Here is a 14,916-nt window from a genome sequence, read left to right as displayed (position 1 = left end):
TGCATAACCTGAAGGCGAATTGCGCCTTCTGAATGCGTGGTCTTGACGCTGCAATGCACCGCCATTGCCGCCGGACCTCGGCACGCAAATCGAGTGAGAAATTCCCATGAAATGGTCCATAGGCGGTATCCTTGCCGCCGCGCTGATGCAGGCGCAGGTCGTACTCGCGCAGCCGGTTGGCTATGAAGAAGCCTTGCGGGCAGCGCGCGAGGATCAGCCGCTGCTCCATGCCGCGCAATTGCGTATCGATGGGACGCGAGATGTCTCGGATGCCGCAGATGAGCTGCCCGATCCTATCTTGCGTGGCGGGATTGCAAACCTGCCAATTACCGGGCCTGTGGCGATCGAGTTTGATCGCCAGCTTCCAACGCAGATTGCTGTTGGCATTGAGCAACCAATCCCAAACCTTGCAAAGCGCCGAGCGCGTCGAGGTGTGGCGAACTCAGATGTAGCCATCGCGCAAATGCGATTTGGGGTTGCGCAGCAACGGATCGACATCGCCACATCAGCGGCTTGGATCGACTTGTACTATGCCGAACAGAAGCTCGCCTTCGCCCATACGGCTCTCAGCGATCTGCGCAGGCTACAGCCGGTGGCAAACAGCGCTGTTGCATCCGGATCGGCCCGTCCTGCTGAAAGCCTCGCCATTCGCCGCGAGCTTCTGGTCATCGAAGATGCGATCACGCGAATAGAAGCCGAACGCGACGCTGCACGCGCTATGCTGGCCAGCTACGTTCGAACAGACAGTCCTACCATCGCGGGTGATGCGCCAGCAGCCAATGTCGACAGCGGCAGCCTCGAGCAAGCTCTGGACCTTAACCCCGTCATCCGTCTTGCCGATGCGGCCACCGGACGCGCAGAAGCGAACGCCGACCTCGCGCGCGCCGACTTGCGCCCCGACTTCGGAGTGAGCGTAAACTATGGCCGACGCGACCCTGCCTTCGGAGACGCATTCTCTGTCATGGGATCGGTTACCCTGCCCATCTTCACCGATCAACGTCAAAGGCCGCGCATTCGCGCCGCCGAGGCAGAAGCTGCTGCGGCGCAGGCAGAGCGCGATGATCGCTTGCGCGCGCTGCGTGTGCAATTCGAATCCGATCTCGCCTCATGGCGCAGTGCGAAGCGCCAATGGGAACGCGCCCGCGATGAATTGCTGCCGCTGGCCCGGCAAAGGGTTGAACTGGAAACGGCGAGCTTTGCTGCCGGAAACGCAGACCTGATCGATGTGATTGCAGCAAAGGCGGATCTGGCCTTGCTCGATCTTGAAATCTTTGAACGCGAAGCCGCGACCGTGGAATGGGCCGAGATGCTTCGCTTGACCTACGGGGAGCAGCAGCCATGAGCGATACAGTCGACAGCTCCGGCCCTTCAAAGCGAACCTATGCAATCATCGCGGCCGTCGCGCTTGTCAGCCTCGGCGCTGGATACGCGCTCTCGCTCGTAGGAGATGAGGGCGAGGGTGGGATGTCGGGCTCCTCCGAGACGGAGTGCGAAGAGGTGCTCTACTGGTACGATCCGATGGTTCCCGGACAGCGCTTTGACGAGCCTGGCAAGTCGCCCTTCATGGACATGATGCTGGTACCCAAATGCGCGGGAGAAGCCGCCGAAGCGGGCGTCCGGATTGATCCGGGCCTTGTCCAGAATTTCGGCATTCGCACCGCAGCGGCCGAGTTCGGAGTTCTCGAGCCGGAAATCACCGTGACGGGTGTCCTGGCATACAACAGCCGGGATGTTGCCATCGTCCAGCCAAGAGCGGGCGGTTATGTCCAACGCACCTATGGCCTTGCGCAGGACGATGTCGTGCGTCGCGGCGCTCCGATCGTCGATATCTTGGTCCCTGATTGGGGCGGCGCGCAGCGCGAGTACATTGCCGTGCTCGATACCGGCGATCAGGCACTTGCAGACGCGATGCGGCAGCGCATGCGCCTGCTCGGCATGACCGATGCGATGATCGCGTCGGTCGAACGCACCCGCCGCGTCCAGAACACGTTTACAGTCACCGCACCGGTGGGCGGCGCTGTAACAGTGCTGGGGGTGCGTCCAGGCATGACCGTGACGGAAGGCCAGACACTCGCGGAGATTACAGGCTTCTCGCCGATATGGCTGGAAGCTTCGGTTCCTGAAGTCCAGGCCGTAAATATCCGGCAGGGCCAACCCATCAGTGCGACCCTGGCAGCGTATCCTGATGAGCGATTTGCGGGACGAATTGTTGCCATCCTTCCTAGCGCCGATGCCGCGAGCCGAACCATCACCGTCCGGGCTGAGCTGCCGAACCCACGCGGCAGGTTGAAGCCAGGGATGTTTGCGCAGGTGTCGCTTTCACCCGACACACGGCGAGCCTTGCTGGTACCGTCGGAGGCGGTCATTCGAACCGGCCGCCGCAATCTTGTGATGCTCAAGCAGGATGAAGGCGCCTTTCTTCCAGCCGAGGTCGAAATCGGACGCGAGGCGAATGGCAGGACTGAGATCCTGGCAGGCCTTGCCGAAGGCGAAGAGGTCGTCACTTCCGGGCAGTTCCTGATCGACTCCGAGGCGAGTTTGGCCGGGATCGATATCAGGTCGATCGACGGAACCATGAGCATGGCATCCGATGGCTCAGCAAAGATGAGGACGTACACCGCCACGGGAAGAGTGACGAAAATCGCTGGTGCTTCGATCACTCTCAATCACGCGCCGGTTCCCGCCCTCGAATGGCCAAGCATGGTCATGCCCTTCGCCCTCGCCGACGCCGCTCTAGTTGACGGTATTGAACCGGGCGATACTGTCGAGTTCACCTTCTCGCAGCACGACACCGGTCCGCGCATCGAGTCTATCAGGAAGACCGAGCGATGATAGCGCGCATAATCGATGCATCGATCGCCAATCGGTTTTTCATCATTCTGGCGGCCATCGCGGTTACGCTCGCTGGCTTCTGGGCGGTGCGCGCAACGCCTGTCGATGCGATCCCCGATCTGTCTGATGTGCAGGTCGTGGTGCGGTCGAACTATCCTGGGCAAGCTCCGCGCATCGTTGAGGATCAGGTCACATACCCGCTTGCAACGACGATGCTCTCGGTGCCGGGCGCGGAAACTGTGCGCGGCTATTCGATGTTCGGCGACAGCTTCGTCTATGTGATCTTCGAGGATGGGACCGACCTCTACTGGGCGCGCTCGCGCGTGCTTGAATATCTCAACCAGGTGCAAAACGAATTGCCCGACGGAGTGACCAGCTCGCTCGGGCCGGACGCGACGGGCGTTGGCTGGATTTACGAATATGCGCTGGTTGACCGAACGGGGAACAGCGATCTCGCTGACCTTCGGAGCCTTCAGGACTGGTTCCTGCGTTTTGAGCTCCAGACTATTCCGGGCATAGCCGAGGTCGCCAGCGTCGGCGGCATGGTCAAGCAGTACCAGGTCGTGCTGGAACCCTACCGGATGGCTTCGCTTGGCGTCACTTACAGCGATGTCGTGCGTGCCATCCAGGCCTCCAATCAGGAAGCTGGAGGATCGGTTGTCGAAATGGGCGAGGCCGAGTTTATGGTCCGCGCATCAGGCTATCTCACGTCTCTCGACGACTTCAGGCAGATTCCGCTGAAATCGGTCGGTAACGGTATCCCCGTCACCTTGTCCGATGTCGCCACGATCCAGCTTGGGCCCGAAATGAGGCGCGGTATCGCCGAGCTCAATGGGGAAGGCGAGGTCGCGGGAGGTATTGTCGTGCTTAGACAGGGCGAGGATGCGCGGGCAACCATCGCGGCTGTCGAAGAGAAGCTCGACGTGCTCCAAGCTAGTCTTCCCGAAGGGGTCGAGATTGTCACGACCTATGATCGTTCGAAGCTGATCGACGCATCGATCGAAAACCTGACCGGCAAACTCATCGCCGAATTCATCATCGTTGCGATCGTATGCGCGTTATTCCTGTGGCACGTGAGATCGGCTTTCGTGGCCATCGTCACGCTCCCGCTAGGGGTTCTGGCCGCCTTTATCGTGATGCGTTTTCAGGGAGTCGATGCCAACATCATGTCCTTGGGCGGCATCGCCATCGCAATCGGCGCGATGGTCGACGCCGCCATCGTTATGATCGAGAACGCCCACAAGCATATCGAGCATTGGGAAGCGGATCATCCCGACGAGGAGATGTCCAGCGGCGAGCGCTGGAAGCTGATTGCGGAGGCGTCGAAAGAGGTGGGGCCAGCGCTCTTCTTCAGCCTTCTCATCATCACGCTCTCGTTCCTCCCGGTTTTTACTTTGCAGGCCCAGGAAGGGCGGCTCTTTTCGCCGCTGGCCTTTACCAAGACCTATGCGATGGCGGCGGCAGCGATACTGTCGGTGACACTGGTTCCTGTACTCATGGGCTGGCTGATCCGCGGCAAGATACCCAAGGAGGATACCAACCTCCTCAATCGTGTCCTGACCAAGGCCTACCGGCCCGGTCTCGATTGGGTGCTCAGCCGACCCAAGACCACTCTCGTCGTGGCAGGCCTCGTATTCCTGACAACGCTGGTCCCGTTCACCCGTCTGGGAGGGGAATTCCTGCCGCCGCTCGACGAAGGCGATCTCCTCTACATGCCGAGCGCTCTGCCTGGCCTGTCTCCTGGTGAAGCGTCCGCATTGCTTCAGCGGACCGACCGCCTGATCAAATCCGTGCCCGAAGTCGATACCGTGTTCGGGAAAGCGGGGCGGGCTGATACAGCGACCGACCCTGCGCCGCTCACGATGTTCGAAACAACGATCCGCTTCAAGCCGCGCGAGGAGTGGCGGCCGGGAATGACGCCAGAGAAGCTCGTCGAGGAGCTTGATCGTGCAGTGCAGGTGCCGGGACTCGCCAATGTCTGGGTGCCACCGATCCGCAACCGCATCGACATGCTCGCGACCGGTATCAAGAGCCCGATCGGCGTGAAAGTATCCGGCGAGGACCTTGCTGAGATCGAGCGCGTGGCGTTGCAGGTCGAGAACGTTGCCAAGCAGGTTCCCGGAGTCAGTTCCGCTTTGGCAGAGCGTCTTTCGGGAGGCCGCTATGTCGACGTGGACATCGACCGGGTCGCTGCGGCGCGTTTCGGATTGAACATCGCCGATGTTCAGCAGATTGTGTCAGGCGCGATCGGCGGGGCAAATATCGGCAGAACGGTCGAAGGACTGGCGCGATATCCCATCAATGTGCGCTATCCGCGCGAGATCCGCGACAGCCTCGCAGAACTGCGCGCGCTGCCTTTGCTAACCCCCTCTGGCCAGCAAATCACGCTTGGGACCGTAGCGCAGGTGAGCATCAGCGACGGTCCGCCGATGCTCAAGAATGAGCAAGGCCGTCTCATCAGCGTGGTCTATGTCGATACGCGCGGGCGCGATCTTACTTCGGTCGTAAGTGATCTTCAGGCGGCAGTGTCAGACGGCGTCGATCTGCCTGCCGGTGTGAGCATCTCTTACGCGGGCCAGTTTGAATATCTCACCCGCGCCAATGAGCGGTTGCAGGTCGTCGTTCCCGCGACGCTCGGCATCATTTTCGTTTTGCTCTATCTGATCTTCCGCCGCTTCGACGAAGCGCTACTTGTTATGGGCACGCTGCCCTTCGCCCTGACCGGCGGCTTCTGGCTGCTTTATCTGATGGGCTACAACCAGTCTGTTGCGACATCGGTGGGTTTTATTGCGCTTGCCGGTGTGTCTGCCGAGTTCGGCGTCATCATGCTGATCTACCTCAAGTCTGCGCTGGCCCGGCGCAGTGGTGCCCTCGATGCGGACGGTGTGGGCGAAGCCATCAGGGAGGGCGCACTCCTACGCGTCCGGCCCAAGGCGATGACCGTGGCCGTTATTCTGGCCGGTCTCTTCCCGATCCTGATTGGAACCGGCGCAGGTTCGGAAGTCATGAGCCGCATCGCCGCACCGATGGTGGGCGGCATGATCACCGCCCCGCTGCTTTCCATGTTCGTTATCCCCGCCGCATATTTGTTGATGCGGCGCCCCCGGCCCGAACGGCCAACCCAACCCCAAGGAGAAGAAGAATGCGAACCACAACCCTCATAACCCTATTGGCCGCGCCGCTGGCGCTGGCGGCCTGCGATTCTGGCCAGGACACTGCCGAGATGGAGGACATGCCGATGGCTGAAGATGCAATGATGATGGACGGCCAGGATATGCCAATGACGGACACTGGCAACGCAATGCAGTCCGCGAGTGCGCAAGGCACCGTCACCGCCATCGACGCCGAAGCGGGTACGATCACCGTCGACCACGGCCCGGTCCCCGCAATCGAATGGCCGGCGATGACCATGGCGTTCGAAGCCGATGAGCAACTGCGCAGCGAAGTAAGCGTCGGTGAGGGCATTGCCTTTGAATTTCGTACTGGTTCTGAAGGCAGTGTGATCACGTCGATCACGAAGGAATAAATCGGTCGGGTGGTGCCAGGCAAATCTGGCGCCGCCCATCGCGAAACAGGAGGAGCATGATCCGGACACCCCGCATCACCCATGCATTATCCGTAGACCGCCGAGGACTGATCAAAAGCGCAGGCTTTGCTGCTGCAGGCTTTGCCGCGTTCCCGCTTGCAGGATGCAAAGCGCAAGACGCATCGATGCTGGACAGCACTCCAGGGTCCAATCCGCTCGCTATACCGCCCTTGCAGAGTGGCGAGATAGAGCAGGGCACGCGGGTTTTCCGCCTGTCTTTGACACCAGGCCAGAAGGAATTCGTCCCCGGTGTTGCTTCGTCCACCATCGGCATCGACGCACCCTATCTGGGACCGACGCTGGAAATGCGCCGGGGCGAGCGGGTGCAGTTCCATATCGACAACAATCTGGCCGAAGGCGCTACGGTCCATTGGCATGGTTTCGAACTTCCTGCCGCAGCCGATGGCGGACCGCATCAGTTGATCCGTCCCGGTGAACGCTGGAGCCCCTCTTTCGAAGTTCGCCAGCGGGCCTCGCTCTACTGGTATCATTCGCACTTGGAGCGCAAAGCCGGGCCGCAGGTCTATGCCGGGCTCGCCGCGCCGATCTATGTTCGCGATGACGAGGAAGAGCGCCTCGACTTGCCGAGCGACTATGGCGTCGACGACATTCCGCTGATCGTGCAGGACCGCGTGATCGATGGGTTCGGCCGGTTGGTGTACCCGCTGAGCATGCACACGCGGATGATGGGCATGCGCGGGAACCGGATATTCGTCAACGGCACTGAGAATGCCGTGTTCGACGCACAGACAGGCCAATTACGGCTGCGCATCCTCAACGGATCGAACGCCCGCTTCTACGATTTCTCGCTCGAAGGTGATCGTTCGATGCAACTGATCGCGAGCGATGGCGGCTTGCTCGATCGTCCGCACATCGTCCGCTCGGTCAGGCTCGCACCGGGGGAGCGCGCGCAGGTAATTATCGATCTCTCGGAAGGACGCCCGCTTCGCCTTCTTGCCAGCAGTCCCGAAATCGCCATGGGCATGATGGGCGGACGCGGAATGATGGGTCGCGGCAATAGCGACGATGCTTCCGGAGACGTGTTTCAAATCCTCGATATCAGGCCGGCAAGTTCGGCCCAGCGCATCAGGGTGCCGACACAACTGGCATCGCTTGCGCCAACCGACCCGTCGTCAGCCGTCCGAACCCGGCGTTTCGTTCTCGACATGGGCATGATGGGCGGCGGAATGTCCATTAACGGTGCTGCGATGGACATGAATGTGATCAACGAACGTGTGCCGGTCGGCCAATGGGAAATCTGGGAGATCGCCAACCCTTCGATGATGACCCATCCGTTTCATATCCATAATGTCCAGTTTCGTGTGATCGACCGCGATGGCCGAGCGCCCCCACCACTGGAAACCGGTTTGAAGGATACCGTTATCGTCAACCCGCGCGAGCAGGTTCGCCTTCTCCTGCGTTTTGAAGAACACACTGACCCAGGGCTGCCCTACATGTATCACTGCCACATTCTCGAACACGAGGATGCTGGCATGATGGGGCAGTTCGTAGTCGTGCAGAGCTAGGAAGGACAGGCGATGAGCAAGGGCGAGAGCGTGATCGAGGGTACTGCGATCAACCCGGTATGCGGCATGAGCGTCGCGATCGAAGGAGCCGAGCACATCGCGACGCGTGAGGGCGCGAAACATTATTTCTGTTCGTCGCGCTGCCACGACCAGTTCATCAGCGATCCCGAGCTATATCTGTCGGGCGCGCATCCAGACGCCGTGGAGGATGTGCCCGAAGGCACAAACTAGACCTGTCCCACGCATCCTGAACGCGTTACTAAGTCAATCAGGCTCGACGTGCGCGAAGCGGACGAGAAGGATGGTTAGCGCGGGCACGATCGTCCACATCGCGATTGGTATCAGCGCCAGGCCCGTCACTGGCTCGTGCGGCATCAACTCGCTGTAGCGCCAGCTCAGGAAACTGTTTGCCGGAAGCGATGTGGCGATCATTTCGACGGCGATTGCGACGACGAGCCCGAAGCCGAAATAGATCGCATAGGGTAGTTTGTCTGACTGCCAGGGCCACGCATGCCCGCCGCGCAGTGCAGCAAGGCTATAAGCTGTGAGCAGGATCACGCCATCGCCCAGGCTTGCGATGCCGCAGCGAATGGTCTGCTCATAAGTCTCGAGATTGCCCGGCTTGAAAAACGGCATCTGGAAGATCTCCCAGACGAACGCGATCAGGCTCCCGCAAAAAAAGATCAGCCAATGGGTTCTGGTCATTCTGCAGGCACGCCCGAATAGTCTGCGCCAGCAAATAGCAAGCGGCCGGATTTCCATTTCCTGCATAGCGCCTTCGCTGCCCCAAAGCCTGGATCAGTCATGGTTTTCGCGGCCCTCCGCCTTGGCCATGCGAGCAGCGCGTTCGAGAAACTTCCGCATGTCACCTGCTGCCAGTTCGGTAAGCGGATGCCGGCTCGCCTCGGGGCGCGGTTCGATCATGTCCGCACGCTTTCTGATCTGGTCGATCTGTTCATCGCTGGCCCCGGACAAAAGGCCAAGAACTATGTTCTCGAGAGTAATGAGGCGAATGCGCATTTGCACCAGCTCGGCATGATCGGGCTCCGGAATATCCCAGCTGCCGTCCTCATTGACCGTGCTCATGACTGCTTCTCCGACGGCTCTATTGGCACCATGATATTCCCCATTCGTCTTTATCGATCTCTCTCAAAAAGGGTGGCCGAAAAACAGCATCGCTGCAACCGGCCGTGCTTCGGCCTACCCGCCCCACCGCTTCTGCGAATTGTTTGAGGGGAAGGGCCGTCTGCTGCGTATAGACAATGAATGCACATGGCATTCGCCGCAAAACCGACTAAGGGAATTCGACAATGAGACGCACAGTTCTGGCTTTCGCGCTCGCCACCGGCCTGACAGCCACTCCGGCATTGGCCCAGCAACAGCATGACCACGGAGCGAAAGCTACTGCACAGCAGCAGGGTCAGGCGGGCCACATGATGCAGGATTCGGAGGCCATGACGGCCCATCGCGCGAAGATGGATGAAATGCGCGCGCTTATGCAGCAGGCGCGCGCGACAAGCGATCCTGCCGAACGCCAGAGGCTGATGGCCGAACATCGTGCAAAAATGCAGGAGCACATGTCGGGCATGATGCAGGGCGGCAATGCCGATATGATGGCGGCCTGTCACCAGCGCATGATGATGATGCACGATATGATGGAGCAGATGGCTGCCCGTCAGGACTTGGCGCAAGACGACTAGCAAGTGGTGGTCCGGGCGAACGTTGCGATCATATTCGGTTCAAACCGTATCGGTCTCTGATTTGGCGGGGATAGCGCACGCAGGTTCATCGCTGGAATGGAATGCTGTTCGCCGGGCTCGGTCTGGCGATGGCCTATCTGGCGAGCCGGGCCTCCGATAGCCGGACTCCGCTTCGTACCGCAATCTTGATCATGGCGGCTCTCGACTTGTTCAGGAAGTTCTGGGCCGCGAACTTGAGCCTGGCCCAGACCACCTTGGTATCTCTTGGCTTTGAAGGATTGAATGATGCGTAGATCGAACTGGAGCGCGGTTGTCGCCCCTCTTGCTGCGGCGACACTGGCGATGGGGCTCGCCGCCTGTGATCAGACGCAGGATACAACAACTGAAGCGGATGCCTTGCCGCTGTATGCAGCTCCACCGACCAAGAGCACGGTCCCGGGCGAAGGCGAGAAAGACAACGCTGCTTCTGCCGCTAGAGAGGCCAATTCGAACCGGTCGGCTCAAGCTTCTCCTGCCGGGAGGCAACCAGACCGACCGGCAACCGCTCCGATGGGAGCGCCATCGCCTGCGACCGCACGCGCGCCGACGGATGCCCAGCCAACACAGGCACCCGATCCGCATGAGGGTCACGATATGCCATCGATGTCGGACCACGACATGGACGGGATGTGAGCGAGCATGGTCCCGTTTCAGAGAGTATGGACCGTCACAGGGGTCTCGTGATGCCCATAATCCGCCTCGAAGCTTTCATCACACGTTCCGGCATGCCGATGCCCGCTCGATGTATCGATTTTCAAGAAAGGCGAGCGTTCAGGTGAAGGGAACAACCGAGCCCGTTTCCCGGCCGGTTGTCGTCTCTTCACCAATAGAATGGCGGCCCCGTCTCCCCCCGAGCCCTGCGGGTCGCAGGTATCCCGGGGCCGTTCAGGAACCCCGCGCTTGACCCAACCCTAGGCGCGGGGTTCCGCTTTTCTGGTACACTGGGTCTCGAGCGCTGGTTTCGACTCGTTTTGGCGAAAAGGCTGCAGTGCCTTGCGGGCTTGGACACCACTGTCTCTGGAAGGAGGACTTGTTGTGACTGCAAGTAGGAAGGACACAGCGCTGTCCCGCTGGGAAGACGAAGGCGGAGCATTGCCATGCGGCCCCCAGGAAGCGCTCGCCGCTGCTTGCGAGGAAGAGGATATTCCCGCACTTTCGGATACCGAGCTGACCCAGCTGCGTATTCGGGTGATCGCTCTTGAAAACATTGTGCTCAGTCTGCTGTCGAAGGCAAGCGATGCGCAGCTTGAGCAGGTCGCTGCCATGGCCGACCTTATCACGCCGCGACCGGACGCCACGCAGCATCCCCTGACGATCCACGCAGCAACCCAGATGAACCAGCTGGTGGAGCGCGCTGGGCATTTTCGTTCCTGAGCCAAACTGGAACTCTCTGCGTCGAATAATTTCTCGGCAGGTCATGGCTAGATGTGTTGGTATGCCAGACCATACACTTGGCGCATTCGAATGCTGGAACGGCACTGAGTTCTGCGTTCGAGCGAATTTGGCGACCCGAAGCCTGCGCAGACCGAGGATACTGCCTAAATTGCCAAGCCGTTCGAGAGGAGTATTCCCGCTTTGAAGAAAACCGAGACCGAATGGACCGGCGAGATAATGCTTGGTGTAGGCTGGGCTCTGCTGGATGCACAGGTTGGCGACAACCGGCCCCACAGGCACGTGGCGCATCAAGTGAGTCTGGCGCTTGCAGGGACAGTCAGCGTCATTGGCACTGCTACGATGGATCTCGCAGAAGGTGCCGCAGTACTGGTGCCGGCGGGATTCGAGCATAGCCTACAGCCATCGGGGGCCGCCCTCCGCTCGCTGTATGTCGATCCAACCTTCCGCGGGGTACGCGACCTCGACCGGCTTACCGGCTTAATGACGCTGACGGCGGTTGAATCGAACTCTTTGGCAGCCATCCGATCTAGTCAGGATGCTCAACTTTGGATTGAAACCTTTCTGCGCAAAGGAGCCGTAACGCGGATTGATCACCGGCTTGGGCCAATTCTCGATAATCTGGACCCTGGTACTTCCCCGGCCGAGTTGGCGCGCATCTTGGGAATTTCGACAACCCGTTTGCGCGAAATCTCTGTTCGTGATTTTGGAGTACCGACGACCAAGCTCTTGCAATGGCTGCAGGTTCAAAAGGCAATCGAGGCCTTCGAGCTCTCCCACAATCTCGCCGAAGCAGCGGCGGCCGGAGGGTTTTCCGATCAGGCGCATTTTACGCGCCGCCTTGTTGAGTGGTTTGGTGTGACACCGTCGCGCGGCCTCGCAAAACTCAAGATAACGACATTTCGCTGATGATCATCAGCGAAACATTCAATACTGCGCACGCTTAGCCAGCGTAACTCACCATCAGACCTGATGGAGTTCTGCATGGCAATTTTTCGAACTTTATACGCACCTTTGTATTTCCTGGTTTTTCTAGGCAGCGCCACACTAATCATCTCAAATGGTGTGTCTCCAGCCTGGCTAATCCCTCTGTTTCTCGGTTCGGTTACCGTGTCCCTGCTCGCAGAGCGTATCGCGCCGTTCGATGATTGCTGGAACTCGAGCCATGGCGACTCGAGGCGAGATATAGCTCATGCGGTCGTGAATGAAGGGTCGATCCTCATCTTGGTGCTCTTGTTGCCCATTATCGCGAGCTTCGTTCCGTGGCCTTCGGTTTGGCCGGATGCATGGCCGTTCTGGACGCAGGTTGTGCTCGCAATCATCATTCTCGATGTTGGGATTACGCTCACGCATTATGCCAGTCATCGAAACGCGCTGTTATGGCGGTTCCACGCGGTCCACCATTCCGTGCGCCGGATGTACGGTTTCAATGGTTTTCTTAAACACCCTGTCCACCAATTGATCGAGATTTCAATCGGCGCTCTGCCATGGTTGTTGATGGGCATACCTACCGATGTTGCGGTAGTCGGAACGTTCGCTGTGGTAATCCAGCTGCAGCTCCAGCACTCCAATGTCGATATGCGGATTGGGCTGCTCAGATATGTCTGGGCCGTTGCGCCGGTGCACCGCCACCATCACCTCGCCTCCGAAACTGAGGGCGATGTCAATTTCGGCCTTTTCCTCACCATTTGGGATCTGCTTCTTGGCACAGGCAAATTTGCGTCGAGCACGCATATCAGATCCGGAACCGTGGGCCTCGCTGGCGTAGTGTCATATCCCGAGACGTACCTGGCTCAGCTAACCGAACCGTTCAGAACGCGGCAGCCGTCACATGTGACTCGCCCGGTACGAAACGAAGGGCAAGCGTGATGGCTGAGCAGATGAACTACACTCCACCTGCGGGTTACAGCTTCCTGACGCCAATTTACGACATTGGTGTCCGGCTCACGACCCGCGAGGTCAAATGGCGCAAGGCAATCGTCGGGCTCATTACGCCGAATGACAACGATGTTCTACTCGATGTCGGAGCCGGAACGGGCAGCCTGGCGCTGCTCATGGCGCAGGCCTATCCGGCGGTCACCTATTTGGGGATCGACCCGGATGATAATGCCATCGAGATTGCTCGTGCGAAAGCGCGGCGCGCGGGCATAGACGTCGAATTCAAGCGCGCGATGATGTCCGCAGATGCGGTCGCGGACTGGCCTACGCCGAATATCGCAACGCTTTGCCTCGTCCTCCATCAGGTGCCGCTCGCCGAGAAGATGCGGCTTCTCAGCGAGATCCATTCCGTGCTCAAACCGGGCGGTAGCCTGTTCGTTGCGGACTATGGAGAGCAAACCTCCTGGCTCATGCGCAAGCTCTTCAGAGCAACGATTCAGCAGCTGGATGGAATTGCAGATACGCAACCGAATGCGGATGGAGTGCTCATCCCGTTGATGTCCAGAGCCGGTTTCGTCGAGGTCCGGGAGCTCAGAAAATTCAACACGATCACCGGTTCGATATCGATAATCAGCGCGATGAAGCGAGCGGAAGAACCTTGTTAATCAAACAGGATTTTGGGCGAAGCAATGCGCTGTGACGGCAAGATTGGGCCTGTGCCCGCTTTGATCGCGTCGGCGTGACCGGAAGTGAAATGGGCAAGAAATTGAGATTGTTTTTGATTTTGCTGGCTTGGTCTGGCGCCATTGGCGGCATGATCGATGGATTGATTACGCTATATGCAGCGTGGGAGATCGCAAAGGATGCAAATATTGGCATCGGGGTTACCGTTGAAACCCACATCTCCATGCATTTGCCAATTCTGTATTTCCTCAAGGAGGTTGGCTACGCGCTTGCACCGAATGCGCTCATCGATTGGATCTTTGCCCTTCCGGCTCTCCTGTATTTCCCCTTTCGCGTGCTTGTGAATTTGCTCTTCGGTTGGATCATGCTGAAATGGGCGAACCGTCTGGAGGTTGCCGAAGGGGATCTTGCGGCGTGACTCTTCGAGCTCTGCGAGTACCTCTGTTGATGGAAACATGCCTGTGTCTCGAAGATCGCCCCGCGTAGACGAAAGGGCCGAAGGATAGACCGGCTCATCAACCGTCCTTCATGCCCGACCGTAAGCCAATCCGGCTTTCCTGAGCGAACCTGTCTGAACCAGGTCAGCTGAGGAACCGCAACCCGTTCCTTTCCGGCCGTGTTGCCCGCCTTGCGGGCTGCCCGCACCACCCGTCATGAACCGGTTTCCCTTGGCCCTGCCGGGCCCGCGGTGCAGTCCTCCCATGCCCTGCTTCTCATCGACGTTCGCAAGCCGGAAATGGTTTCCGGTTCGCAAGCTGAAGGAGAATTTATCATGACCAATCTCGTTATCCTCACCGGCCGCATTGCCCGCGACCCTGAAACTCGCGAAACCAAAGGCGGAACCAGCGTTACCGGGATCACTGTCGTCACCGATCGTCCTGCACGCGACAAGGACGGCAAGACCTACAAGGACGAGAACGGCTACACCGCCAAGGACAGCGAATTCCACCGTGTGACCTGCTTCAACGGCCTCGCCAAGACCGTCGGTCAGTACTGCTCGAAAGGCCAGCTGGTCTCGGTCCAGGGCCGCATCCACTACACGCAGTGGGAAGACCAGGACGGTGTGACGCGGTATGGCTCGGAGATCCTTGCCGACAAGGTCGATTTCCTCTCGCGGGCCAATGGCGGCGACAACCAGGACGCCCCTCCGATCGACTGATCCGGCGCCATCGAACCAGCCAAAGGAGGCTCTGCCGGAAACGGCAGGGCCTCTTTCGCTGTTCACCCTTCCTTTCGCTCGGTCTTTTCTCCGGGGAATAGCCAGGCGCTGCCCGGAGGG

14 protein-coding genes and 1 pseudogene are annotated in these 14,916 nt (G+C 59.5%); 13 read left to right on the top strand and 2 right to left on the bottom strand.

The genetic code is table 11. The features are described 5' to 3' along the window. The first annotated feature begins 106 nt into the window (after positions 1 to 106). The 6 genes and pseudogenes from KCN53_RS10130 to KCN53_RS10105 all read left to right on the top strand — a co-directional run. Complete coding sequence (locus tag KCN53_RS10130) at positions 107 to 1,342, top strand: TolC family protein (RefSeq protein ID WP_088712508.1); 1,236 nt, start codon at positions 107 to 109, stop codon at positions 1,340 to 1,342. Then, complete coding sequence (locus KCN53_RS10125; protein WP_047822781.1) at positions 1,339 to 2,832, top strand: efflux RND transporter periplasmic adaptor subunit; 1,494 nt, start codon at positions 1,339 to 1,341, stop codon at positions 2,830 to 2,832. Before KCN53_RS10130 ends, KCN53_RS10125 begins: the two co-directional genes overlap by 4 nt. Then, positions 2,829 to 5,996, top strand: coding sequence for an efflux RND transporter permease subunit (locus tag KCN53_RS10120; protein ID WP_088712509.1), 3,168 nt, complete (start codon positions 2,829 to 2,831; stop codon positions 5,994 to 5,996). Before KCN53_RS10125 ends, KCN53_RS10120 begins: the two co-directional genes overlap by 4 nt. Then, entirely contained in the window at positions 5,975 to 6,358 is a 384-nt protein-coding gene (locus KCN53_RS10115) for a copper-binding protein (RefSeq protein ID WP_224199585.1), read from the top strand. Before KCN53_RS10120 ends, KCN53_RS10115 begins: the two co-directional genes overlap by 22 nt. 185 nt (positions 6,359 to 6,543) lie before the next feature. After that, positions 6,544 to 7,944 (top strand): multicopper oxidase family protein, encoded by a 1,401-nt coding sequence (locus tag KCN53_RS10110; protein ID WP_224199581.1) that lies wholly within the window; start codon positions 6,544 to 6,546, stop codon positions 7,942 to 7,944. A 12-nt stretch (positions 7,945 to 7,956) separates the two neighbouring features. After that, positions 7,957 to 8,172, top strand: a pseudogene (locus KCN53_RS10105) (YHS domain-containing protein); the annotation flags it as partial. A gap of 36 nt (positions 8,173 to 8,208) precedes the next feature. Here KCN53_RS10105 and KCN53_RS10100 read toward each other — a convergent pair. Both KCN53_RS10100 and KCN53_RS10095 read right to left on the bottom strand, forming a co-directional pair. Further along, a complete protein-coding gene (locus KCN53_RS10100) occupies positions 8,209 to 8,715 on the bottom strand; it encodes a hypothetical protein (protein ID WP_224199579.1) in 507 nt (168 codons plus the stop codon). Between the two features lie 27 nt (positions 8,716 to 8,742). Further along, on the bottom strand, positions 8,743 to 9,030 hold the full coding sequence (locus tag KCN53_RS10095) for a hypothetical protein (protein ID WP_047822791.1): 288 nt from the start codon (positions 9,028 to 9,030) through the stop codon (positions 8,743 to 8,745). 224 nt (positions 9,031 to 9,254) lie between these two features. Here KCN53_RS10095 and KCN53_RS10090 point away from each other — a divergent pair, with 224 nt between their 5' ends. From KCN53_RS10090 to KCN53_RS10060, 7 genes are all read left to right on the top strand, one after another. Then, a complete protein-coding gene (locus tag KCN53_RS10090) occupies positions 9,255 to 9,644 on the top strand; it encodes a hypothetical protein (protein WP_224199577.1) in 390 nt (129 codons plus the stop codon). A 1,074-nt stretch (positions 9,645 to 10,718) separates the two neighbouring features. Further along, positions 10,719 to 11,057, top strand: a complete 339-nt coding sequence (locus KCN53_RS10085) for a hypothetical protein (protein ID WP_088712510.1) — start codon at positions 10,719 to 10,721, stop codon at positions 11,055 to 11,057. A 201-nt stretch (positions 11,058 to 11,258) separates the two neighbouring features. Further along, positions 11,259 to 11,984 (top strand): helix-turn-helix domain-containing protein, encoded by a 726-nt coding sequence (locus KCN53_RS10080; RefSeq protein WP_088712511.1) that lies wholly within the window; start codon positions 11,259 to 11,261, stop codon positions 11,982 to 11,984. A gap of 75 nt (positions 11,985 to 12,059) precedes the next feature. Beyond that, positions 12,060 to 12,944: a sterol desaturase family protein gene (locus tag KCN53_RS10075; RefSeq protein ID WP_172406230.1), complete on the top strand. Its 885-nt coding sequence runs from the start codon at positions 12,060 to 12,062 to the stop codon at positions 12,942 to 12,944. Then, positions 12,944 to 13,618 (top strand): class I SAM-dependent methyltransferase, encoded by a 675-nt coding sequence (locus tag KCN53_RS10070; protein WP_088712513.1) that lies wholly within the window; start codon positions 12,944 to 12,946, stop codon positions 13,616 to 13,618. Before KCN53_RS10075 ends, KCN53_RS10070 begins: the two co-directional genes overlap by 1 nt. Positions 13,619 to 13,692: 74 nt before the next feature. After that, entirely contained in the window at positions 13,693 to 14,055 is a 363-nt protein-coding gene (locus tag KCN53_RS10065) for a hypothetical protein (protein ID WP_143712228.1), read from the top strand. A gap of 354 nt (positions 14,056 to 14,409) precedes the next feature. After that, positions 14,410 to 14,796, top strand: coding sequence for a single-stranded DNA-binding protein (locus KCN53_RS10060; protein WP_088713434.1), 387 nt, complete (start codon positions 14,410 to 14,412; stop codon positions 14,794 to 14,796). Positions 14,797 to 14,916 lie beyond the last annotated feature (120 nt).

The organism is Pacificimonas aurantium, assembly GCF_020092905.1.
Lineage (GTDB): Bacteria > Pseudomonadota > Alphaproteobacteria > Sphingomonadales > Sphingomonadaceae > Pacificimonas > Pacificimonas aurantium.
The sequence above is the reverse complement of the archived record's forward strand: the minus strand, read 5'-3'. Positions and strand labels throughout refer to the sequence as shown.